Annotated in this window: 21 protein-coding genes; 13 read left to right on the top strand and 8 right to left on the bottom strand. The window is 58.5% G+C overall.

Features of this window, described 5'->3' with window-relative positions:
* Nucleotides 1–20: 20 nt before the first annotated feature.
* The 5 genes from ptsP to B3759_RS10070 form a co-directional block, all read right to left on the bottom strand.
* Nucleotides 21–1,862, bottom strand: coding sequence for a phosphoenolpyruvate--protein phosphotransferase (gene ptsP / locus B3759_RS10090; protein WP_291365789.1), 1,842 nt, complete (start codon nucleotides 1,860–1,862; stop codon nucleotides 21–23).
* Between the two features lie 112 nt (nucleotides 1,863–1,974).
* Nucleotides 1,975–2,283 carry an HPr family phosphocarrier protein gene (locus B3759_RS10085; RefSeq protein ID WP_291365788.1) on the bottom strand — a complete coding sequence of 103 codons (309 nt, stop codon included), beginning with the start codon at nucleotides 2,281–2,283 and terminating at the stop codon, nucleotides 1,975–1,977.
* Complete coding sequence (locus B3759_RS10080) at nucleotides 2,283–2,819, bottom strand: PTS sugar transporter subunit IIA (RefSeq protein ID WP_291365787.1); 537 nt, start codon at nucleotides 2,817–2,819, stop codon at nucleotides 2,283–2,285. The genes B3759_RS10085 and B3759_RS10080 overlap by 1 nt, the downstream gene beginning before the upstream one ends.
* Nucleotides 2,816–3,898: an RNase adapter RapZ gene (rapZ, locus tag B3759_RS10075; RefSeq protein WP_291365786.1), complete on the bottom strand. Its 1,083-nt coding sequence runs from the start codon at nucleotides 3,896–3,898 to the stop codon at nucleotides 2,816–2,818. The genes B3759_RS10080 and rapZ overlap by 4 nt, the downstream gene beginning before the upstream one ends.
* 208 nt (nucleotides 3,899–4,106) lie before the next feature.
* On the bottom strand, nucleotides 4,107–4,574 hold the full coding sequence (locus tag B3759_RS10070) for an HPr kinase/phosphorylase (RefSeq protein WP_291365785.1): 468 nt from the start codon (nucleotides 4,572–4,574) through the stop codon (nucleotides 4,107–4,109).
* A gap of 146 nt (nucleotides 4,575–4,720) precedes the next feature.
* On the opposite strand from B3759_RS10070, the gene B3759_RS10065 reads away from it, so the two are divergent.
* From B3759_RS10065 to B3759_RS10050, 4 genes are all read left to right on the top strand, one after another.
* The gene (locus B3759_RS10065) at nucleotides 4,721–5,158 is read left to right on the top strand and encodes a Rid family hydrolase (RefSeq protein ID WP_291365784.1); all 438 of its coding nucleotides are present in this window, start codon (nucleotides 4,721–4,723) and stop codon (nucleotides 5,156–5,158) included.
* Between the two features lie 172 nt (nucleotides 5,159–5,330).
* A complete protein-coding gene (locus B3759_RS10060; protein ID WP_291365783.1) occupies nucleotides 5,331–7,664 on the top strand; it encodes a glycosyltransferase in 2,334 nt (777 codons plus the stop codon).
* A 299-nt stretch (nucleotides 7,665–7,963) separates the two neighbouring features.
* Complete coding sequence (locus tag B3759_RS10055; RefSeq protein ID WP_291365782.1) at nucleotides 7,964–8,881, top strand: glucosamine inositolphosphorylceramide transferase family protein; 918 nt, start codon at nucleotides 7,964–7,966, stop codon at nucleotides 8,879–8,881.
* Nucleotides 8,854–9,969, top strand: a complete 1,116-nt coding sequence (locus B3759_RS10050) for a glycosyltransferase (protein ID WP_291365781.1) — start codon at nucleotides 8,854–8,856, stop codon at nucleotides 9,967–9,969. The genes B3759_RS10055 and B3759_RS10050 overlap by 28 nt, the downstream gene beginning before the upstream one ends.
* Here B3759_RS10050 and B3759_RS10045 read toward each other — a convergent pair.
* Complete coding sequence (locus B3759_RS10045) at nucleotides 9,948–11,081, bottom strand: sensor domain-containing protein (RefSeq protein ID WP_291365780.1); 1,134 nt, start codon at nucleotides 11,079–11,081, stop codon at nucleotides 9,948–9,950. The two genes, B3759_RS10050 and B3759_RS10045, sit on opposite strands and share 22 nt — an antisense overlap.
* Nucleotides 11,082–11,292: 211 nt before the next feature.
* Between B3759_RS10045 and B3759_RS10040 the strand changes: the two genes are divergently transcribed.
* Genes B3759_RS10040 through B3759_RS10025 form a run of 4 tightly spaced genes read left to right on the top strand, consistent with a single transcriptional unit; the run spans nucleotide 11,293 to nucleotide 15,201 of the window.
* Entirely contained in the window at nucleotides 11,293–12,261 is a 969-nt protein-coding gene (locus tag B3759_RS10040; protein WP_291365779.1) for a metallophosphoesterase family protein, read from the top strand.
* A gap of 1 nt (nucleotide 12,262) precedes the next feature.
* A complete protein-coding gene (locus tag B3759_RS10035) occupies nucleotides 12,263–13,192 on the top strand; it encodes a hypothetical protein (protein WP_291365778.1) in 930 nt (309 codons plus the stop codon).
* A gap of 21 nt (nucleotides 13,193–13,213) precedes the next feature.
* Nucleotides 13,214–14,218 carry an ELM1/GtrOC1 family putative glycosyltransferase gene (locus tag B3759_RS10030; RefSeq protein ID WP_291365777.1) on the top strand — a complete coding sequence of 335 codons (1,005 nt, stop codon included), beginning with the start codon at nucleotides 13,214–13,216 and terminating at the stop codon, nucleotides 14,216–14,218.
* On the top strand, nucleotides 14,215–15,201 hold the full coding sequence (locus B3759_RS10025; RefSeq protein ID WP_291365776.1) for a glycosyltransferase: 987 nt from the start codon (nucleotides 14,215–14,217) through the stop codon (nucleotides 15,199–15,201). The genes B3759_RS10030 and B3759_RS10025 overlap by 4 nt, the downstream gene beginning before the upstream one ends.
* On the opposite strand, the gene B3759_RS10020 is transcribed toward B3759_RS10025, so the two are convergent.
* Complete coding sequence (locus tag B3759_RS10020; RefSeq protein ID WP_291365775.1) at nucleotides 15,136–16,500, bottom strand: lipopolysaccharide biosynthesis protein; 1,365 nt, start codon at nucleotides 16,498–16,500, stop codon at nucleotides 15,136–15,138. The two genes, B3759_RS10025 and B3759_RS10020, sit on opposite strands and share 66 nt — an antisense overlap.
* A 520-nt stretch (nucleotides 16,501–17,020) precedes the next feature.
* Here B3759_RS10020 and tatB point away from each other — a divergent pair.
* From tatB to serS, 3 genes are read left to right on the top strand one after another with little or no spacing between them, the layout of a single operon-like run.
* The gene (gene tatB / locus B3759_RS10015) at nucleotides 17,021–17,683 is read left to right on the top strand and encodes a Sec-independent protein translocase protein TatB (RefSeq protein WP_291365774.1); all 663 of its coding nucleotides are present in this window, start codon (nucleotides 17,021–17,023) and stop codon (nucleotides 17,681–17,683) included.
* 32 nt (nucleotides 17,684–17,715) lie between these two features.
* Nucleotides 17,716–18,492 carry a twin-arginine translocase subunit TatC gene (gene tatC / locus B3759_RS10010; protein ID WP_048874172.1) on the top strand — a complete coding sequence of 259 codons (777 nt, stop codon included), beginning with the start codon at nucleotides 17,716–17,718 and terminating at the stop codon, nucleotides 18,490–18,492.
* Nucleotides 18,492–19,775 (top strand): serine--tRNA ligase, encoded by a 1,284-nt coding sequence (gene serS, locus B3759_RS10005; RefSeq protein WP_291365773.1) that lies wholly within the window; start codon nucleotides 18,492–18,494, stop codon nucleotides 19,773–19,775. Before tatC ends, serS begins: the two co-directional genes overlap by 1 nt.
* A 116-nt stretch (nucleotides 19,776–19,891) precedes the next feature.
* Here serS and B3759_RS10000 read toward each other — a convergent pair whose 3' ends face one another.
* A complete protein-coding gene (locus tag B3759_RS10000; protein WP_291365772.1) occupies nucleotides 19,892–20,812 on the bottom strand; it encodes a helix-turn-helix domain-containing protein in 921 nt (306 codons plus the stop codon).
* 200 nt (nucleotides 20,813–21,012) lie between these two features.
* Between B3759_RS10000 and B3759_RS09995 the strand changes: the two genes are divergently transcribed.
* Nucleotides 21,013–21,978 (top strand): thiamine pyrophosphate-dependent dehydrogenase E1 component subunit alpha, encoded by a 966-nt coding sequence (locus B3759_RS09995; RefSeq protein WP_291365771.1) that lies wholly within the window; start codon nucleotides 21,013–21,015, stop codon nucleotides 21,976–21,978.
* 29 nt (nucleotides 21,979–22,007) lie between these two features.
* Nucleotides 22,008–23,036: an alpha-ketoacid dehydrogenase subunit beta gene (locus tag B3759_RS09990; RefSeq protein WP_173573206.1), complete on the top strand. Its 1,029-nt coding sequence runs from the start codon at nucleotides 22,008–22,010 to the stop codon at nucleotides 23,034–23,036.
* The last annotated feature ends 3 nt before the right edge of the window (nucleotides 23,037–23,039 follow it).

Genomic DNA, 23,039 nt, shown 5'->3' with positions numbered 1-23,039 from the left:
GCTCCAGACTGTAACGCCGATCAGCCGCGCTGAAAGCCGTCCAGAAGGCGGCTAATTTCCCCAATATCCGTTTCGGCCAGAACGCGACGCGCCAGCAGACGACAGTCATTGTAACTGACATGGCGCACGATCTGCTTTACGCGCGGTACCATGGAAGCCGACATGGAGAAGGACCGGCACCCCAGACCGATCAGAAGCGGAATCAAACGAGGATTGCCCGCGATTTCTCCGCAAACCGACACAGGGCATCGCTCAAGGAAGGCGGCTGAAAAAACTTCGCCAATCATCCTCAGAACTGCCGGATGTAGCGGGTTGTAGAGAGCCAGCACATCCGAAGACGCCCGGTCCGCCGCAAGGGTATACATCGTCAGATCGTTTGAACCGATCGCCAGAAAATCGGCATATTGCGCGAGATGTCCCGCCGTCAGAGCGGCTGCCGGAGTTTCGACCATCACCCCCAGCGGCGGCAGGCTCTCACCGGTTTCAATGCCCTTGCGCTTCAGACGACGTGCAACCCGTTCGTAAATCTCACGGGCCGCGACAATTTCCGAAGCGACGGTGACCATCGGCAGCAGCACCCGCACCGGTCCCTTCGCTGCAGCCCGCAGAATGGCCGCAAACTGCGTCTCCAGCAGCTCAGGATACTCCAGCAGAAGCCGGATCCCCCGCACGCCCAGAGCCGGATTGATGGAATCACGCCCGACAATCCCGGCCCGAATAAGCGCCTCGCCCTGCTTCTCACCGCCCCAGTCCAGAACCCGAATAGTTGTGGGATCAGACCCCATGGTGGAGACGATGGCGGCGTAAATGTCGTACTGCGTGGCTTCATCGGGAAGCGTTTCGGCGTTGATGAACAGGAACTCGGTCCGCAGCAATCCGATCCCGGCGGCGCCAGACTGCGCGATCAGAGGCAGCTCGGCCGGAAGTTCCAGATTGGCCTGCAGACTGATCTTCTCACCACTGGCCATGCGCGACGACAGCCGCCGCATGCGTCCGAGTTCCTGCCGTTCCTGCGCATAGGCCGCGACCTGTTTGCGGGCCTGCCGTGTGGTGCGCGAGGACGGATCGATCGTGACGCTGCCTGAATAGCCGTCCACGACCAGCGTGGTTCCATCGGTCACATGATCAAACAGTCCTTCGACCGCCAGCACGGCAGGCACGCCAAGAGCCCTCAACATGATGGCTGTATGTCCCGTCGAGCCACCATCCTCGGTGACGACCGCCGCAACGCGCGCCGGATCGATCAGCGCCGCATCAGCGGGACGCAGCGTATGCGCCACCAGAATTGCGCCATTCGGCATGTTGGACAGGGAAAGAAAGGATTCCCGCATGAGATTGCGGATCACCCGGCGACCGATCTCACGAAACTCGCCAGCCCTGCGCTCCGCCGCCGCCGCATCCTCTCCGACGAGTTGCCGCTCGTCTCTGGACGCCAGCATCAGCTCAGCCAGTTCAGCCGTCGCCTCATACACAGCAGCTTCGGCCGTCATGCCGTCATCCAGCCGACTGACAACACCATTCTTCAGACGGGAAGGTCCCAGCATCCGCTGGTAGACTTCCAGCATCGGCCCGATCTCGACCTGCGTTTCTTCCGGGAGACGAGCGATACGGTTCTGAAGTTTTTTCAGCTGGCCAATGGACCGTTCAACTGCCTCACTGAACCGGGCATGTTCCTGCTCCCGTGTCAGATGGCTGATCCGGGCTTCCGGTTCCAGCGAGGGATCTTCGCCGACCACAAACGCAGGGCCGATGGCAAAACCCGCTCCGATCGGCTCGCCATGAAGAAGATGTTCACCGCCCGGCTCGTCCATCCCACTTCTGGCGAGGTCTTCTCCGCGACCGGAACTGCGGTGAGCGTTCATTTCATCCTCATCAGGCCTCATCTGGCCATACGAAAACGTCTGATCGGATCAGGGGATCCGTCAGATCATCGCCCGGCGCAGCACTTATGAACCACAATGAAAACCTGTTGCTCTAGCCGGCCGCAGCGGCTGCCTCAGTATCTTCCCCAAACCCGCTGGCGACAAGAGCGTCCAGCGCCTCAAGGGCTTCCTCAGCCTGCACGCCGATAGCCGACAGGGTGATCGTCGCGCCCACACCCGCTCCCAGCAGCATGAGCCCCATGATGGAACAGGCAGACACCACTTCGCTGCCGTAAGTGACAGTCACTTCGGCATTCCATTTCTCGGCTTCCGCAACAAACTTTGCCGAGGCGCGGGCATGCAGCCCCTTGGCGTTCACGATTGTGACCGTCCGGGTCAGCGTCATCTCCGAGGCTTCCATCAGCCGACCGCGACCTTCCGTTCAGGCATCAGCCTGACAGACTCCAGCGGCTCGGGACGGAGCTTGTCAGAGAGAGACGGGAAGATGTGAATCGGCTCGCCCGCAGCGCCCTCGGAGCATCGGCGCGCTCCATCGAGACATTGCAGAGGCAGATGAGAGGCGCGGCTGATATATTTATGGGCCGCCTGTTCAGCCGCTGTCGCACATTCTTCCAGCGTATGCAGATCACGCATCTGGGCCAGCTTGACCAGCATCGGGAGATTGGCTCCTCCCAGCACTTCGATCCGACCCGCTTCCATCATCGCGACGGCAAGATTGGACGGCGTGCTCCCGAACATGTCGGTCACAAGCATCACACCATCGCCGTCATCAACGCCGGCGACGCAGGCTTCCAGTTCCAGACGTCGCGCCAGCAGATCATCATCCGGCCCCACGCTGACGACTGCCAGTCTCTCCTGTGGTCCGACGACATGCTCCAGCGTGTCCCGCAGGGCCACACCCAGAGCACCCTGAGTGACGAGTACAATGCCGATCATGCGTTTCCCCGCACCATGGAATGTGACGCCGACGTTCTGTCGTCCGTATTCACGTTACTGTTGTCCACAACGGCGACGTCCACCAGCCGTTCCGCCAGATCCGTCTGAAGATCGGCCTTGTCATCAGCCGGCTTTCTGGCCCAGCGCCAGGCAGCGGAATCCGGCCCGGCGATCCCGAGCCGCGCCAGTTCCCGATGAACGACGGCCACCGGCCCTTCCCCACCCGGACTGTCGGAGATGTCCGCCAGTTTCCGGCCCAGCGCCTCGACCAGCGTGACGGAGCGATGACGCCCGCCCGAGCAGCCTACTGCGATGGTCGCGTATTTCTTGCCTTCCAGCACAAAGCGCGGAATGACCAGACGCAACATTCCAAGGATCTGGTTCAGAAACGGCTCATAGTCCGGATCGGCCTCGACATAGGCCGCGACCGGCCGATCGAGCCCTGTCTGGGGCGCCAGCGCCGGGTCGTAATGCGGATTTCTGAGAAAACGGGCGTCGAACACCATGTCCGCTTCCTGTGGCAGGCCGGCCGGAAAGGCGAATGACATCAACACAACTGTCAGTCCCTCATCCGGGCCGCTGTGCCACGTGCCGTAGCGTGTCTCGATCAGACGACGCAGTTCCGGGGCCGACAGGTCGGACGTATCAACGACCAGATCGGCACCGGCCCGGAGTTTTCCCGTCAGATCTCTTTCCGAGTCGATCCCCTCCTTGACGCTGCCATGCGGCGCGAGAGGATGTCGGCGGCGGGTCGCCGTGTAGCGACGCAGAAGCGTGGCTTCGTCAGCCGCGGCGTAGATCAGTTCGGCCCTGAGATGCGGGTTCATCCGCAGACGCGCCAAGGCTTCCAGCACCGTTGACGTGTCAAAATCCCGGGTCCGCGAATCCACACCGATCGCGATCGGGCGATTTCCTCGCGCCACGATCTCATCCAGCATGCCAAGAGGCGGATTATCGATCACTTCATGCCCAAGATCCTCCAGAATCCGGAGAATCGAGGATTTTCCTGCCCCCGACAGACCCGTGACAAGCAGGATCTGACGTAGAGGAACCTCATCGGCAGTCTGAGACGTCACCATTGAAATCCGACAAACACCCTAAATGGAGAACAAAACAACGCAGAATCGGCCTGCGACCACGCTTCCCGGACAGCGGCGTCATCGGGGACCGCCGCCTCATATCCCAACCGGAACACGCCTGGAGAATGATGGTCAACACAGCACCGTTCTCTGGCTCTCGGTAGACCATACCAGAAGCCGCCACCTCTCTGACACATTTTTGTCGCCCTCAGTCATCACGGACCAGCATGGCGCTCTGCGGCAGGAGAAAGGCTCGCCCCTCCAGACAGTCCAGCGCCATGTCGATCCGCTCCGGCGCGGAAGCCATCATGCCATCCAGCATCAGGACCGGCAGTCCCGTTTCTCCGTCAGTCAGCCCTTCTTCCGGCAACCGGGAAAACGCCTCTCCCTGCCGGATCAGCCTTACAGTCAGACGAGGCGTGACCTCCGGCACAAAGGAACGTCGCACGATCCCCCACCCACGAACCTCGACAAGTCCCCGCAACGTCGCAGGTGCCCGGACAAGACCATTTTCCATCTCGATCCGGTCATCCGCCACCAGATCATAACCGCGAGTCAGCAGCCGAAGCAGAAGGTCAGACTTCCCGGTGCCGGATGCCCCCAGAATCAGTACACCCTGCCCGCGTCGTGCGACGCATCCGCCGTGAAATCTTTGCACGCCATCACAGACAGTCATGGCGCTCCCATTCTGAAATCGTTACGATCCAATAGCGTTCCTCCAGAGAAACATCTTTGCTTTGCCGCTCTTTTCGGATTATGACAATTTTGTGTCGCCGATCTGTGTCATACGCAGATGAGACCCGACCATAAAGGACAACCGAAATGGAAGCAGCAACAGCCCTCATGCGGACCCGATATGATCGACCGGACAATGCTCCCGTAGACTCACTGTTGTGCCTCGATACTGTTCAGCCAAGCTACGAGAATTCTCACGAAGGAGTGCGTGTGCGCCATCTGCGCGGATTTGACTCCCGGACAGGCGATTTTCCGCCCCGTATCAGTGACCAGTGCCGACTGGCCTTCTCGGCAGGAGACGCCGCTCTCTCAACCCGCGGCGCGTCACTTCAGGACGTGGTGCGCGTGGTCTATCTCGTCAAGGATGCCAGCGAACTCTCATCCTGCGGCAGTTTCGCCAGCAATGCGTTGGGTGACAACCGCCCGGCAACCACCGTGCTCGTGGTTGAGAAATTCGATCGACCCGAAGTTGAAATCGAGCTGGAACTGATTGCCCGCATTCCCGAAGACGCTCTCGCAAGCTAAGTCTCAAAGCCAATAATCAGAAACGATATATTAACGATCCATTTCCTTTGGACGTGCTGCCCTGTATGAGGAGCGACATAGGGCTTGAGCCTCACCGGCCATGGGACGCGCCAGCACTTGCAGCCGGGTGACAGCGGAAAGCCTTCTTCCGTTTCCGAGGCCAGATTCCGCAGTGTCCTTTTCTCCCGACAATCCCGACATCCCCACTTCGGAAGACAAAAAGACAGGCTCGTCCGGTCTACAGGATGAACTGACACGGCTCCGCCTCCGGGCCATCGCGTTCGAGCAGTCGGAAGCCACAGTCGAGGCACTGCAACGCCAGATACAGGCCTATGAAAACAGCACGTTCTGGCGTCTCACCGGTCCTGCCCGGAAAGTCCTTGAACACTCCCCGCGCCTGAAGCACCTGCTGCGTGAGTCGGCCCGTTCCTGCCGAAATCTTGTGAATGGTCAGCTCCCAGATCGTCTGCGTCACTCCGGAGGTAGGCGCACGACAACGCCTCTCCGTGAAGAAGAGACCGCCGAGCCAGAGGTGCAGGCAGCCCGCCAGAGCAAACGTACTTCCCACCCAGTCAAAGAAGATCACACCCCTCTCCGCTTCCCGCGCCACGCTTTCCCGGTACTGAGCATTGTCATTCCGAGCTATGGGCAGGTTCCCGTCACGCTGCAATGCCTGCGCTCCATCATGCGCCATCCGCCGTCCTGCCCTTATGAAGTGATTGTCGCGGAAGATGCTTCCGGCGACCCGGCTGTTGCTGTCCTGCGTGCCATTGAAGGGCTGGTGCTGATCGAACGCAGCGAAAATCTGGGCTTTCTGAAGAACTGCAACGAAACGGCAAAAGCGGCGTCCGGCACATGGCTTCACCTGCTCAACAACGACACGGAAGTACTGCCCGGCACGTTTGACGCTCTTCTGTCCCGCCTGCAAACCGACGAGAGCATCGGTCTGACCGGCTCGAAGCTGCTCTACCCGGATGGGCGGTTACAGGAAGCGGGCGGCATCATCTGGAACGATGCGTCAGGCTGGAATTTCGGCCGCAACGATCCACATCCCGACCGGGCCGCCTACAGCTATCCCCGTGATGTGGATTACATTTCCGGCGCGTCGATCATGCTGCGTCGAGACCTATTCGACTCCCTCGGCGGCTTCGATGAAGCCTTTGCTCCCGCCTATTACGAGGATACGGACCTCGCTTTCCGTATCCGTGCCTCCGGACTGCGCGTGGTATTCGAACCAACCTCGGCGGTCATCCACCATGAAGGCGTCTCGCACGGAACGGACGAGACCAGCGGCGTCAAGGCGTATCAGGTCCGTAACCGACAACTGATGCTGGACCGATGGCGTGACGCGCTACAAGCGCAACACTTTCCGCCCGCAACGCACTTTCTGCGCGCCGCGTCCCATGCCCGGGACCGCAAGACCATTCTCATCATCGACCATTATGTGCCCGAGCCTGACCGCGACGCAGGTTCCCGCACGACCATGGACGTGATCCGCGCCCTCATGCACGCGGGATGGCTGGTGAAATTCTGGCCTGAAAACCGCCAGCGCAACCACTACTCTCCTGCGCTCGAACGTCTGGGCGTGGAGATCCTCGACGAAACGAATCCCTGTGATTTTCCCTCGTGGATTACAGAAAACGGCTCCGATCTCGACCATGTCATGATCATGCGTCCCACCATCGCCCGCGCCTTTCTGCCGGATGTGGTGCTCAACACCGACGCGTGCCGCTCCTATTACGGTCACGACATTCACTTCCTGCGGCTGGAACGCGAGGCAGAGGTGACAAAAGACCGACAGACCTGCGAGGATGCGCTCACCATGCGGCGGCTTGAGACATGGCTGTGGCCACAGTTTCATGCCGTGCTCTATCTGTCGCAATACGAAGCCAATCTCGTGCGCGAACTTGCGCCCAACGCGCAGCCTCATGCCATCGTGCCGTTCTGCTTCACTCCGGACCGCTCGGAACGCCCCGTTACGTCTGGCAAAACTATCCTGTTTGTCGGTGGGTTTGGTCACCCGCCCAATGTCGATGCCGCGCTCTGGCTGGTGCGGGAGATCATGCCGCTGGTGCGTCAGCGCGTGCCGGATGTGCGCCTGATCCTCGCCGGATCGAAACCCGCCGCCGAAGTCCGTGCGCTGGCCAGTTCGAATGTCACCGTCACAGGTTTTGTGTCGGATGAGGAACTGACGCGGCTCTACGCCACCTCACGCGTGGCCGCCGTACCTCTGCGTTTCGGCGCGGGTGTGAAGCACAAGGTTCTGGAAGCGCTGCATCAGGGACTGCCGCTCGTTACAACATCGGTTGGCGCGGAAGGTATTGCCGGATTGGGAGATGTGGCGGTCATAGCCGAGACGGCAGCTCTGTTTGCTGACGCGCTTCTGACGTTACTGAAAGATGATGTGCTGTGGCAAGCACGTTCGAGTGCCGGAAAGGAGCTGATTAGCGAAGGTTATTCGCCTGAGCGATTTGGCGAGGCATTGCTAGAAGTTCTACAGAAATAATACGAGATAATATATTTACAAATACTTTTGTTTACTCATGTGTTTTACAAAAACATAATGCATGGGATCATAGCTGAATTGATCTCAACTCAAAAATACTCGCAATAAAAATTTCATTTTTCATATAGGAAAGTTTAAGAAAAACTATCAAACCCACCAATAGGATTTCATCCTTTCATGTAAAAATTATAATAATTATCAGGATACATTTTATTTTCGCGAGAAGGGATGCCTCCTCTTACAATAGGAGTATTGCCTCAATGGAGAGAAAAACAGCAAATCATGCTAGCATATAAGGGATGAGTATCTTCAAAACCGATATCTGGCGCATCGGTGTTGTGCAGGCCGGATTTTCAGCTCTCTGCAGGGCTGGCTCCCTTGATCCATTTACCATCCGCTGGCTTCCCAATCCCGGTCCATACCGTTTTCTGGCGGACCCGTTCGGGATATGGCGAGACAACAGACTGCATATCTTTGTCGAACATTATGATTATCGCACGCGCAAAGGCGAAATCCATCTCCTGATTCTAAATCAGGAATTGGAAATCATCGAACAGGGAAAGGTTCTTTCCGAACCGTGGCACCTGTCCTATCCGTTTATCTTTGAAGCAGACGGTGAAATCTGGATGCTGCCCGAAGCCTGCCGCTCGGGGAAGCTTACTCTCTATCGGGCGCGCTGTTTCCCCTGGGAGTGGGAAGCCATTCCTGAATTTCGTTTTCCTCATGCCGCCATCGATGCCTCTCCGATTTTTATCGCAGGCGCATGGTGGATGTTTTACGCCCCTTCCTCTCCACATTCTGATCGTATGACAGCTCTGCGACTGGCACGATCGGATACGCTGCTCGGGAGCTGGAAGGATGTTTCCGTCCAGCCATTAAGACGAGGACCGGAAAGCAGCCGGATGGGCGGCACACCGCAGATCGTGGATGGACAGCTTATTCTTCCCATGCAGGACTGCACCGAGACCTATGGTGGGGCGATCCGCCTTTTGACGACCACAACTTCACCTGATCAATCGATGACTTTTCAGGAGAGTTTCCGGGTAACTGCGCCCAAGAGCGCACATCCGTTTACAGCGGGCCTGCATACAGTCTCGGCCGCAGGTGACGTCACGCTTATTGATACCAAGCGCATCCTGCGCAATGCACCCGCGCGTGCCGGGATCGATTTCCGTCATCATATCGGAAAATGGTGGGAAAAGAGGAAAGCACAGTGAGGATCGCCTACGTTATCAACTCGGTAGAAGGCGGCGGAGCGGCCCTGCCTGTACCCGCCGTAACCCGAGTCATGCGTGAACGCGGGCATCATGTTGAAATCTTCGCGCTCAGCCGTAGGGACGGACGCGCCATCGCCTCAATGGAACAGGATGGTTTGCGCGTGCACGTCCGGGATGGGGCTCCGGGGGATCATCTGGCCGCCTTTCTCTGGCTGATGCGACAGATGGAGGTATTTTCACCAACGGTGATCTGGACCTCCCTGACCCGCGCGACCCTGATGGGACAACTGCTCGGGGCCTATCGACGCTGCCCGGTGATCAGCTGGCAACATTCAGCCCGCCTCAAACCGGCCAATGCCAGAATGCTGCGTCTTTTGCGGTCCTGCATCTCTCTCTGGATCGCAGACTCCTGCTGTGTGGAAAAAATGACCCGGGAAACGCTGGGAGTTCCTGCCAAACAACTCACCTGCTGGCCGATTTTCCGTGCAGACGCCAATGTCCCTCTGGCGACGCCGTGGCAACCGGGCGAACCCGTGCGTATCGGTTCACTCGGACGCCTGCATCCGGTCAAGGGTTACGATATTCTGTGTCAGGCACTGACATTCCTGCGTCAAAAGAATGACCTGCCCCCTTTTGAAATCTCGATCGCGGGGGAAGGCGAAGAACGCGCCCATCTGGAAGGCCTGATCAAACGGGATAACCTGCCGGTCCGTCTGGCTGGCTACGTCGAGCATCCCAAAAACTTTCTGGCGACCCTGCACGCCTATGTGCAGCCCTCCTTCTGGGAAGGGCTGTGTCTGGCGGCGCATGAAGCGATGCTTGCTGGTCTGCCTGTCATCACTTCAGCGGTGGGAGAACTTCCCTTTACCATCACAGGAGAAATGGGAAGCGTGGTGCCACCCCGTGATCCACAGGCCTTGGCGAGTGCGCTTGAAAAATTGCTCCGCTCACCTGACAAACTGTCAGAATGGGGACAGAAGGGACGTCAGCGGGTGCTCGAACGATTTAGCGCCGAGCGTTTCGACGCCACGGGGCACGACATCGTAGAACGTGTGGAACAGATTGTTCAGGCACAACGCCTGAGATAATCCACCATGGCGTCAGCCGCTGCTGGAGCAGTGGGCTGATTGTCGGGCAGTTCGAATGTTTCAGAAAAATAGGCCGTCTGTCTGTCCCTGAACTGTGGATGGATCAGAAACGCATTGTCCAGCGTGTCGGAAAGTCGGTCAGGATCATTCAGCACTTCGCCCAACTGCCAGAAGCTGTAGTCACTGTTGTTTTCCCATCGTGCGTTATGAGCATTGAGAAAAACACAGGGGCGCGGACGGATCATGAATTCGGCCACCTGACTGCTGACATCTCCCAGATAGAGATCCGCCGCCATGGTATACGTCATGTCCACGCTGCGCGTACTGCCCGGATCGATCAGCAGATTTTCACAACCGGAAAAACGCTGCCGGAGCACCTCGCCACCCTCTCTGTTCCGGTCAAACAGACGGATATGCGGGGCAAAAATCAGATTGTAGCGATCCTGCTGTGCGAAAAAAGCAAGAATATTGTCACCAAACTTCTCCCATGATGACAGCCGGGAGGAGAAATGCGGATTATAGAGCACGACAGGTCTGGAGTTGTTGAAAAGCGGACGTGCCGCATGATTCATGCGCTGGACGATATCGAATTTCGCATAGGTGCCGCGATGATAACGACCGGGCGTGATCGCACCCTGCTGAAGAAGACGTTTTTCGATCTTCTTTCCCGACAGAACGATGAAGTCGAACAGGCGCGTATCTTTTGCAAAGCCGACGGCTCGGTCGCCTGCACCATGCCGCGTCCATGCCAGACGGGGTTTTCTGACTCCCATGCGCTTGAGATAGAGAGAGGTTCGCTCTGGCACGACAATGCCACTGAACTGAGAAAAATAGGAACGATTCATGGAAAGAACAGCGATTTTTTCGAGTGGTCCCGGTCCCTTTTCCTCTATCCTGCGTCGTAGACGGTGAGGCATCCGCAGCAACTCATACGAAACCTTGCTCTCCGGATAGAAACCGGCAAGCGTACGGGCGTAGTCCAGATGGCTTTCCGTCATGCAGGCTATCTGCACTTCAACATCCGGATTACGCGCCGCCACTTCCATTCCTATGGGAAGGGAATGCAGCGTCTGATGCGGCTGGGCTATGAACGGCAACACAACCTTCAGCATGTCTCACTGTTTTCATAAGGATTGAATCTGTGTTTGTCTTTTGTGACAACACACACGCGCAAACAATAGCATTCCGCGTCAGTTTTTTGAATGTTTTGTTTCAAAAACAGAGTGTTTCATTTCCATTATATTTTCATTGCACTGCGCTATCCTGAAATAAATGGTGTATCACGCCAACAGCAGGCGGCATGACGCAGGAGCACCCGCGCCCATGATGAATAATGCAGGCCAGATACAGAGCCTTGCCCATCTTTCTGACGTGCATCTCCCTCCAGAGGGTGTCCTGTCACCCAAGGCCTTGCTGGGGAAGCGCGCCCTGAGCGTGCTATCATGGAAACGCCGACGCTCCAGACTGCATACCCTCAAAACAGCGCAAGCCGTGATGAACGACATTGCCGCGTTTGCGCCGGACGCCATTGCCGACACGGGAGATCTTACAAATTTCGGTCTTCCGCAGGAATTTTCGCAGGCGGCAGAATGGCTTGAACAAATGCCAGCGCCAACAGTCGTGGTGCCGGGCAATCATGACGCCATGACTGCCCACTCCAGAAAGCAGGCGCTTGCCACATGGGACAGATGGACCGCTCCTCGTGCCGAGGATTTTCCCTTTATCCGGCGGATGGGCAATCTGACGCTGATCGGCGTGTGCAGTGCAGTCGCCAGTCCACCCCTCATGGCCTATGGGCGCGTGGATATTGAACAGGCAACGCGTCTGCGCAGAATTCTTGATGCCACCCGTGATGCTTGCCGGATCGTTCTGATCCATCATCCCGTAACACCGGACCTAGTACCATGGCGAAAATCCCTTCTGGGATGGAAACATGTCGCCAATGCACTAAAAGAAGCAGGGGCCGAACTCGTGCTGCACGGTCACTCTCATTGCGCCTCGATCCGCTTTATCCCCGAGACATCCATTCCGCTCATCGCCACACCGTCCGCATCCCTGATGTCGGACGAACCGGACAAAGCCGCTGGCTGGAACGCGTTTCGGGTTGTCGCTGAAGCCAATTACTGGCGCATCGAAATGACCCGCAGGCGCATGACCGAAACGGGTGAGTTCATCAGTGCCGGTCAGATTACCTGGTTGCGCCCTCGTGTGCCTGTGCCGAACACTCCCGCGGTCCCGGATGCTTTCGACACCCAATCAATGCCGGTCTATCAGCGTGCCGTAGGTGCATGACATGAGCGCCTCCCATAATCCCCTCATTCCTTCCGTTGCACACTTCATTTTTCAGGAACGGACAATCGTCTGGCAGCATGCGTTCGCCGTGGCGTCCGCCGCGCAGGCCGGTATGGAGCAGGTGATCGTTCATCATGTTGGCGCATTGCCTGCCGGACCTCAGACCGATTTCCTGCGGTCTCTGGAGCGTGTAGTGTTTCGTCGGCTCGACAAGACCTCTCTTCTGCGAGGCATCGAGGAAAAGACCGGAATTCAGGGCCTGTCACAGCTTTATACGCTGTCTTCGGATCAGGAGACCCGTAACTGCATTCTTAGCGCGGCGCTGATCTATGCGTATGGCGGTATCTTTCTGACATCTGAAACGCTCATGATCGCCCCGCTGCTTCATGAACGGACGGGATCAGTCTTTTTCGGATCACGACGAGTATCAGTTGCCGAACGCAGCCTTGCCTTGTCCGATGTCTTTCGGGCGGGCTTCATGAAACGGTTGCAAAATACCAGCTCAGAAAAACGACGTCCCCCATCAGCCTTCGCGCCTGTCTATCCGCTATTCGGGGCGATAGCCGGAGCACCTTTTCTGACGCAGTGGTTGCGGGCACTCGTCGCAAACCATAACTGTCAGGCGGAAACCGTCCTGCGCGAACTGCTGGAGAAAAACACGGACCCAAGCGTGATCGTGTATCCACCGGACACGATGTGCTCATTGTCGATGCGCTCGGCCCGCCAACTTTTCCGTCGCACAACTCCCGCCCGCCTCTCGACCCTCGTGCCAGCAGGCGCGCGGATGATTCACTGGAAAGCGTCTCCAGCAACACAGTCCCATCAAACCGAAATTTCTCCCGATCACGTCATGAACCATGCCTATTGCCAACCTTACAGCGCGCTGGTCTGGAAGCACGCACCGGCGGTCAAGAAAATTGTCTATCTCTGACCAGAACAGGAAAAAATACGGATGCTGTCATCCGTGAACAGCCTCTCCAACGCATCCATTCTTATCGTTGATACCGGTCGAAAAGGCGAAATGAGGCAGTGCGAGGCGCTGGCTAATGCCTGTGGCCTGCCTTGGCGATTCACCAAAAATGATCAGATTCCGCCTGATGAGCCGACACTAATCCTGTCTTTCGGCAGAGCTTTGAGACAGGCGTGGCGTCTGAAAGCAGCCTTCGGCGGTCGCCCTCTCATCATCCAGCTCGGGCGTCCGCGTCTGAAAGCACCATCGGAGCTGGATCTGATCCTGCTAATGCCACAGGACGACTACCCGGAAGGTCCACAGACGCTGCATCTGAACATGCCGCTGAACGGTGCGGACCTCTCACGGCCAGCAATTCCTGCCGATACCACACAGGGACCGGTTTCCGTGCTGCTGGGAGGACCGACCCGTCACTTCAGCTTCAGCGATAACGATGCGCAGGTGTTGCTGTCCCGCGCCGAGCGGCTGGCCGCGGCGACAGGCACGGCACTGCGCGTCGTGCCGGGACCGCGCACGCCGGATCATGTGATGCAAATTGTCGAGGAACGGTATCGCCAGACACCTGACCGCATCGACCGACGACCGCTCTCGACGGTTCTGGCAGAGAGCGGAAGACTGGTGGTGACAGCGGACAGCGCCTCCCTGATCGCCGACGCATGGCGAACCGGCAAACCGACCTGGCTGTATCCGCTCCCGGTCCGGCTTCCGCCTGTCCAGCGCCTGAAGATCATGGCCGACCGTATCACGCCGGAACTCCGCCATACGTTGATCCGGAGAGGCTGGCTTGCCGGTGGCACTGATTTTTCACGCTGGCATCGAGCGCTTGTCCAGCAGGGACTTGTACGACCTTTGACGGAACAGGGTCTGAAAAAACCAGATTGGCACATGCCGTTTCCAATACCGGATGAGGAATTACGAGCCTGCCGTGATCGGGTTATCGCGCTGATCGCTGATAGAAAACCTGCCTCCAGCCGTGCAGAAAGATGACGTCGTTACCATTGCAAGACCGGACCTGCGTTGTCACCGTCACCTATGGCGAACGCACGCATCTTCTTGCGGAAGTGTTGCGGGCAGCGTTCCGGTGCGGGGCAGCCTGCGCAGTCGTCGTGGACAACGGCACGCCCCGTTCAGCACAGAAGGCGCTTGCCTCGCTGCAGGATGAGTTCGGGACGGATGCCCTGCATGTCGTGCGGCTTGAGAAAAATGAAGGCTCTGCGGGCGGATTCCATGCCGGACTAGCCTATGCGGCGCGTCTCCACGATATGCGTTTCATCTGGGTTCTGGACGACGACAATGTGCCAGATGAGAACGCTCTCTCCGTTCTTCTCGACTGCTGGAAACGCCTCGGTGCGGACGAAAGCAACGCCATGATGAGCTTTCGCGTGGACAAGAGGCAGTATCGCAAGGTGCTGGATCGCAAAACCCTGCACTGGGTCGAGCCTGACGCGTTCTTCGATTTCAATCTGGCGCATCTGTGGAACGGTGGAAAACGGAAAGCCGCGATACGGGAAGGCTGTTTCGAACTTGGTGTCGCGGCCTATGGCGGCTTCTGGTTCGCCCGTTCGTGGCTCGACCGGATTGCCCTGCCCCCACAGCATTATCATCTCTATTTTGATGATTACGCCTTCTCACAGCAGATCCCGGCGGCTGGCGGCCATATCTGGCTCTGCCCCGACAGTCGTCTCCGTGACATCGACGAATCCTGGCGTGCGAACCGCAAGGCCATTCACCCCTGGTTGGACCCGAAGACCGAGGAGCGACGCGTCTTCTGCACAATCCGCAATCGGCTCTGGCTGGAGCGATCTCTGGCGACCTCGCCGATCCTGCATCGTCTCAATATGGCGCTGTATCTGCTGGTGAAGGTGATCGCGCCCAATCTGGGGACCATGCTGACACGAGCGGGTTCAGCGCCCGCCTTCCTGCGCCGGTTCAGACTGATCCATCGCGCCGTTCGGGCCGGCCTGTCCTGAGCGACCAAGCCGTCGGGAAAAGACCACCGCGCCGACAAGGCAGGACAGAAAGACGGCTGCGCTTGAGGCGAGTGTTGCCAGACAGGCACCAGTCAGATGGAAATAGCGGGTCAGCAGATAGAGTGCTGGGAAGTAGAGCAGTGTGACAAAGACACGCGTTCTGACGAGGAGCCGTAACTGGCCGGTCACGATCAGCAGCGGCTCCAGTGGGACGATCAACAGACTGAAAATCGCCGCCAGAAGCATCATCGTGATGTAGAACGATGTGTGCAGAACATGCACGTGCAGCAGGGCACGGAAGATATGCGATCCAGCCACAGCCGTCAGAAGAATCAGAAACGCCGAGATGGCGATGAGGATTCCGAAGATGGACAGGGTGACTTTACGGAGCCCCGTCCAATCCTGCCGGTCACGCATCTTCACGAGTTCAGGGTATAGAACTGGCGAAATCAGCTGCGCCGGCGTCACGATTCCGGAAGCAATCTGTCGGCACACGCGGAAAACCGCTGCTTCGGCAGTCCCGATCTGCTTGCCGACAATCAGTGTCGCGACATGCGTGGAGGCGGACGCCAGCGTCTGATTGAGGCTGACGCCGCGCGTGAAGGCCCACATACCCTCGCCTTTCCAGCGCCAGTGCCGGAACGCCTCGAAATAGCCGAAGGAGGCCCGCGTCCTGAGAATGGACAGGGCGAACGCCGTGTAAAGCCCGTAATCGAACAGCACGGCCGCCGCCCAGATCAGCAGGAACCAGCCCACGCCCAGATGCAGCGCATAGGCCAGCAGCACACCGCACATCTTGCCAAACGCCGTGAAACCGTCCGTGATCGGCACCAGTCGGAACTTCCCGGCCAGACGCAGCACACCGTGACACCATCCCGTGTACATGAAGGGCGCGACACAGGCGTATAGCAGAGCCAGTGTACGCTCGTGATGCGTCCAGCCTACGCTCGGGGCGTAGAGGATCACGACGACAAGGCTGAGCGCCAGAGCCACAAGAGCCGAGAGTCCGTCGAGGCGGATGCAGAAGGAGACAACCTGTCTGAAACGCCCCATCTCGCCATCGAAAAACGCATCACTCCCGAAGCGGATCAGCGTCTGCCATGTCTGGAGCCGTGAGAGGGTCGAGCCGGTCATGGCGAGGGAGTGAATCAGGATCAGCAGCCCGAAATCAGACAACCCCAGCGCGCGTACGGCAAACGCCATATAGACGAAGCTGCACAGCGCGGTCAGGACCCGACCGAGTGTCAACATGCTGACATTGCGGAAGATCGATTGGAAGGTGGAGCGGCTCCGGGTCATACGGGCTTTCTGATTGACTGACAGGGGCCGATACGTGCCCTTCCGGCTTTTGACATATCAAAAGCGATCGAAAAAACCTTGTTTCTACGGCACATCCTTAAATGGGAACGCTGTGCAGAGCTCTGACCGAGAAATGTTATGCAGGGCGAACAGTGTAATTTATCACCTTCCCTGAAGGTAAGGATGACAAAATGATTACCAAAGGTCCCATTAGATAAAGCACCTGTCCCCTCCCGGATCGGTCCGCAACGCTGGCACGCCAGTCATTTATCGTTTCGTGGCACGAAAGCGCGAAGCGGTCGCAAACACGGTTATCTCAGGGAAGAGTGATCGCCCTGTGGCCCCATGACAGACAGGAATATGAATATTTTGAGGCTTCATGCCGCGCATGAGGCAGAAACCCGTAATCTTCTGCATTTGCAAAATATACAAGGACCTGCCTTTTCTGTATGGTCCCGTCCGCCTGCCCCATCCGGCAGTCGGGGCGGATTGAGAATTATGACGGTTACCGGCGAGAATAATGTTTGATTTTGCCTGGTCGGAATTTGCGCTGATCGGCGTGGTGGCGCTTCTGGTCATCGGACCAAAAGACATGCCCGCCGCCATCCGCTCGGTTGCCAAAGTCGTCAAGAAAGCCCGCCGTCTGGCTGCGGATTTTCAGGGCCATGTGGACGAGATGGTCCGGGAAGCGGATCTTGGCGACGTGCGGGATCAGGTCCGCCAGCTTCGCTCACTTGATGTCCGCAGCCAGATCATGCGGACCATCGACAATGACGGCAGCCTGCGTCGGACACTCGATGATCCCACACTGAGAAGCCGCCCGTTTGACGACAGGCCAAAAGCCCTCCCCGCTGCTGACACGCCCGACCTGATTCCGCCTCCGGCACGAGAGAATGTCGGCGCCTCGCCTCTGGGCATAGAACCGCTCTCCTTTACAGGTAGCCCGCCGCAGAGCGAACCGGATCAGGCACCCGCCATGGTGCCGCCGGCCATCGCCCGACGCATCGCCTCCGCGTGGCCGCGGCTGCGCACGCCCTCCATTCTTCCCCCTTCACGGGTGCTGCATGGCAACAGACGGGTCGCTCCCTTCAGCGCGGCTCTTCCTGATACGTCAGTGAGCGCCGCACAGCCTTCACAAGACCAGACTTCTTCCCCCGACCAGCCGAGGAACGACCTGTCGTGACGACGACTGACAATCCGATTCACGACGAACCCATGCCGCTGCTCGAACATCTGATCGAGCTGCGTCGCCGTCTGATCTGGTCCGCCGTCACCTTCGCCATAGCCTTTGCGGTCTGCTACCATTACGCGCAGGACATCTACCTGTTCCTCGCCCGTCCGCTCGGCGACATCATGCGGCAGAAGGGCGAGCAGCCGCACCTGATCTACACGGCGCTGTATGAGGCGTTCTTCACCTATATCCGCGTGGCGGCATTTGGTGCGGCGTTCATTTCCTTCCCGATGATCTCCACGCAGCTCTGGATGTTCATCGCGCCCGGCCTGTATCGCTCGGAAAAACGCGCCTTCGCGCCGTTTCTGATCGCAACGCCAATCCTGTTCCTGATGGGCGCGGCGCTGGCCTACTATTTCATCTTTCCAATGGCGTGGAAGTTCTTCCTATCCTTCCAGACCAGCGGCGGTGCGGACGGTCTCCAGATCGAACTTCAGGCCAAGGTGTCCGAGTATCTGACGCTGGTGATGAAGCTGATCATGGCGTTCGGCATTGCGTTCGAGCTGCCCGTGGCGCTGACCCTGCTGGCGATGGTTGGCATTGTCACCTCCGACCAGCTCAGGAAATTCCGGCGTTATGCCATCGTCGGCGCGTTTGTCGCCGCCGCCATCCTGACACCGCCGGACGTGATCACCCAGACGGGCCTCGCGGTGCCGCTGGTTATCCTTTACGAAATTTCCATTATCTCGGCGCGACTTGTTGAGCCGAAAAAGCCCTCCGTAACGGAAGAGGGCGAGACTGAAGAGAAAGAGGTTTCCTGATGCACGACCTTCGCGCCCTGCGCGCCGATCCCGCCGGTTTTGACGCCGATCTGGCCCGTCGCGGTATGGAGCCTGTGTCGGAGAAGGTCATGACGCTCGACGAGGAGCGCCGCGCCGCCCAGACAGCCCTTCAGGAAAAGCAGACACGCCGCAACGCGCTGGCCAAGGAAATCGGCGTCCTCAAGCGCAACAAGGGCGACAGCGCTGTGCTTGAAGCAGAAGCCGTGCGTCTGCGTGAGGATATGGAAGCGCTGGAAATGCGCGCCCAGTCTCTCGACGCCGAGGTGAAGGCCGTTCTGGAAGTGCTGCCCAACCGTCTGGACGCCTCCGTGCCGCCGGGGCCGGACGAGACAGCCAACGTGCAGGTCAAGCAGTGGGGCGAGCCGAAGACGTTCTCCTTCACGCCGAAGCAGCATTTCGAACTCGGCGAGGCCATGCAGCAGAACGGCCAGCCGCAGATGGACTTCGCCACGGCCACCAAGCTGTCCGGCGCGCGCTTTGTGCTGCTGCGCGGTGGCGTCGCCCGTCTGGAGCGGGCGCTGGGGCAGTTCATGCTTGACCAGCATGTGAACGAACACGGCTATACCGAGACCCATGTGCCGGTGCTGGTCAATGAAGCCGCGATGTACGGCACGGACAAGCTGCCGAAATTCGCCGCTCAGTCCTTCCACACCGAAGACGATCGCTGGCTGGTGCCGACCGCCGAAGTGCCGCTGACGGCTTCAGTGATGGGTGACATCCTCGACGCAGCGCAGTTGCCGATCCGCATGACGGCGCTTTCGCTCTGCTTCCGTTCGGAAGCCGGGTCTGCCGGACGTGACGTGCGCGGTATGCTCCGGCAGCATCAGTTCGAGAAGGTGGAAATGGTCTCGGTCACAACGCCGGACGAGAGCGAGGCCGAGCATGAGCGCATGACGCTGTGCGCCGAGAAGATCCTTGAGCTTCTGGAGATCCCCTATCGTCGCATGCTGCTCTGCGCGGGTGACACCGGCTTTGGTGCGGCCAAGACCTTCGATCTGGAAGCGTGGATTCCGGGGCAGCAGGCATGGCGTGAGATTTCGTCCTGCTCAAACACAAAGGATTTTCAGGCACGCCGCATGAACGCCCGTTATCGTGCGCCGGATCAGAAAGCGCCGGTTTTCGTTCACACGCTGAACGGGTCAGGTCTTGCTGTCGGACGCACGCTGATTGCGGTTATGGAGAACTGGCAGAACGAGGATGGCAGCATCACCGTCCCACCAGTTCTGCGGCCTTACATGGGCGGGATTGAACGGCTGGTCTGAAGGGGGCTCTGGCCCTAACTCCGCCAAAGGCTCGCCTTTGGAAACCATTAAGTGGGGTCAAGGGGCCTGCGGTCCCTTGCGGGCACGGGCAGAGCCCGCATAAGGCGACCGTCCCATTACGCTTCCATAGCCCTGATCTTACGATGCAGCGTTGACCGGCTGATTCCCAGCAGCCGGGCCGCCGGGGCCACCTTGCCGCCGGACATGGCCAGAGCGCCTTCAATCACCGCCCGCTCGGCTTCCTGAAAATCCGGCACGCCGCGTCCGCGCGTGCCGAGGTCGAAACAGACATTGCAGTCAGCATCTCCCAGTTTCAGCATCTGGCGGGCGGCGAAAGTCGCACCCACGACAACACGCGATTCATCCAGAGCCACCATCGGCAGCGAGATGTCGTTGCTTTCACCCAGCAGAACGACGGTGTGGGAACCGTAGGCGTGCAGGAAACTCCGGCGCTCGATACGCCGGGCCGCATCCACCAGCACCGCTTCCATCATAATAGCGATGCGACCTTCCGGATCAGGACGTGTGGAACTGACGTTCAGGGCTCCGGCGACGCGTCCATCCGGTCCATAAAAAGGCACAGCAGAACAGGCCAGATAGCGCAGGCTGAGCAGCCAGTGCTGATCCATGTGCACCGTGACGGGCCTGTTTTCTACAAGGCAGGTGCCGATGCCATTGGTCCCCACCTGTTTTTCCGACCAGCTTGCGCCGGGCCACAGATGCCAGCGCCGATTTCCCTTTTCCTGTAGAGAATCACCCCGACGGGTAAGGATGATGCCGTTCGGGTCCGCAAGCAGCACGGTATAGTCCAACGTGGAGACAATGCCGTGCAGCCGGTCGACCTCCGGCTCAGTCGTCTTCATGAGCGGTCCCATACGGGCGCAGGCCTGTCTGAGTTCCGCCCCGCAAAGCAGTTCAATGCACCCCTCCCCCGTGGGAGGAATGGCGTAATGCGAGGCGCATCGCGTCCAGGAAGCCCGGAGCGCTGCGGGAATCATCGCCAGACGATCGGGAGTGACCAGTATGGTTTCGCTCATGGCCTTTACACTCCCTGCGGATGTTGCATTCCCGTTGAATTCTGTCGCGATAACGCGACAGTCTCTTTCTAACCTCGTCACGTACGTGTGACCAGCTTCAAAGCTCCCTTACCCGAAACGCTGCAACACCTCTTTGCTTGCATCCGGGCGGCACAAATAGACACACGCCGCAGCAAGAATAAATAAAAACGGGGAATATCATGCAGATTTCGAGAGATATCCTGACACGATCCTATCGTGCAATGCGTACGATTCGGGATTTCGAGGAACGACTGCATGTCGAATTCGCCACGGGAGAAATTCCGGGCTTTGTCCATCTCTACTGCGGAGAAGAAGCCTCTGGCGTGGGCGTCTGCGCCCATCTTTCCGACACGGACACCATCGCCAGCACGCATCGCGGACATGGCCACTGTATTGCAAAAGGCGTTGCCGTAGACGGGATGATGGCCGAAATCTATGGCCGCCAGACAGGCGTCTGTCGCGGCAAGGGTGGCTCCATGCATATCGCGGATCTGTCGCTCGGCATGCTGGGCGCCAACGGCATCGTGGGAGGCGGACCACCCCTGATCTGCGGCGCGGCGCTCTCTCATAAACTCCTGAAAGATAACGGTGTTGCCGTCGCTTTTTATGGAGACGGGGCCTCCAATGAAGGTAGCACACTGGAAAGCCTCAACCTTGCCACCGTATGGCAGCTTCCGGCGGTCTTTGTCGTGGAGGACAACGGGTACGGAGAGGCGACAGGCGCTTCCTATGCCTGTGCCGGAACCCAGAAAGACCGGGCCGCAGGCTTTGGCATGCCCTATTTCGAATGTGACGGCACCGATTTCTTCGCTGTTTACGAAACTGCTGGTGAAGCCATCGCCCATGCCCGCTCCGGCAAGGGACCGGCGATGCTGCATGTGCATCTTTCCCGCTGGTATGGCCACTTTGAAGGCGACGCCATGACCTACAGGGCAGAGGGAGAAGTTGCGAAAGAACGTGCCGAGCACGACTGCCTTGTCAATTTCAGAAAGCACGTCACGGAAATCAGCCTGCTTGAGGCCTCGGCGCTGGATGATATTGACGCGGCGGTGAAAAGCGAAATCGACGCAGCCGTTGCCGCTGCCAAGGTCGCCCCTCTTCCGGAAGAAGCTGATCTTATGAGGGACGTTTACGTCTCCTACTGATCTCTCTTGCACAATCAAGGATAATAAAAATGAGCAGGAAAAGCTTTCGTCAGGCCATCAATGAAGCTCTGCGGCAGGAGATGCGTCGCGATCCCCGCGTAATCCTCATGGGTGAGGATGTTGCAGGCGGACGCGGCGGCACATCCGGCGTGAAAGATGCTTGGGGTGGCGTTCTGGGTGTCACCAAGGGTCTGCTGACGGAATTTGGAGAAGACCGCGTTCTAGACACGCCCATCACCGAAGCCTCCTATATCGGAGCGGCGGCAGGAGCCGCGGCGACTGGTCTTCGCCCTGTTGCAGAATTGATGTTTGTTGATTTTGTCGGCTGCTGTCTTGATCAGATCATGAATCAGGCTGCCAAGTTCCGATACATGTTTGGTGGCAAGGCGCGCACGCCACTCGTCATCCGGGCTATGTATGGCGCGGGCTTCAACGCCGCCGCTCAGCACAGTCAGGCGCTCTATCCGCTTTTCACCCATATCCCGGGCCTGAAGGTAGTCGTGCCGTCTTCTCCCTATGAAGCAAAAGGCCTGCTCATCGAAGCCATCCGTGATGATGATCCTGTGATATTTCTTGAAAACAAGGTCATGTATGACGATGAGGAAGATGTGCCTGATGAGCCGTACACCATCCCGTTCGGTGAAGCCAACCTGACACGTGAGGGAGATGACGTCACGATTGTTGCTTTCGGACGCATGGTCAATCTCGCCAATCAGGCTGCGGACCGTCTGGAAAAGGATGGCATTTCCTGCACAGTCATCGATCCACGCACAACTTCACCACTGGATACAGGAACAATCCTCGACTGCGTGGCTGACACAGGTCGTCTTGTGATTGTTGATGAGTCCAGCCCACGCTGCAATCTGGCGACCGATGTCGCTGCGCTGGTCGCAGAAGAAGCGTTCGACGCGCTGAAAGCACCGATCCGGCGCGTTGTGCCTCCGCACACACCGGTTCCTTTCGCCACGGTTCTTGAAAATCTTTACATGCCCAGCGTGGAAAAAATTGAAGCTGCCGTTCGCTCTGTTGCGGCCTATCGCGTGAAAGAGGAGGCTTGATTT

It is taken from the genome of Acetobacter sp. UBA5411, from assembly GCF_002409645.1.
Classification (GTDB): domain Bacteria; phylum Pseudomonadota; class Alphaproteobacteria; order Acetobacterales; family Acetobacteraceae; genus Acetobacter.
The sequence above is the reverse complement of the archived record's forward strand: the minus strand, read 5'-3'. Positions and strand labels throughout refer to the sequence as shown.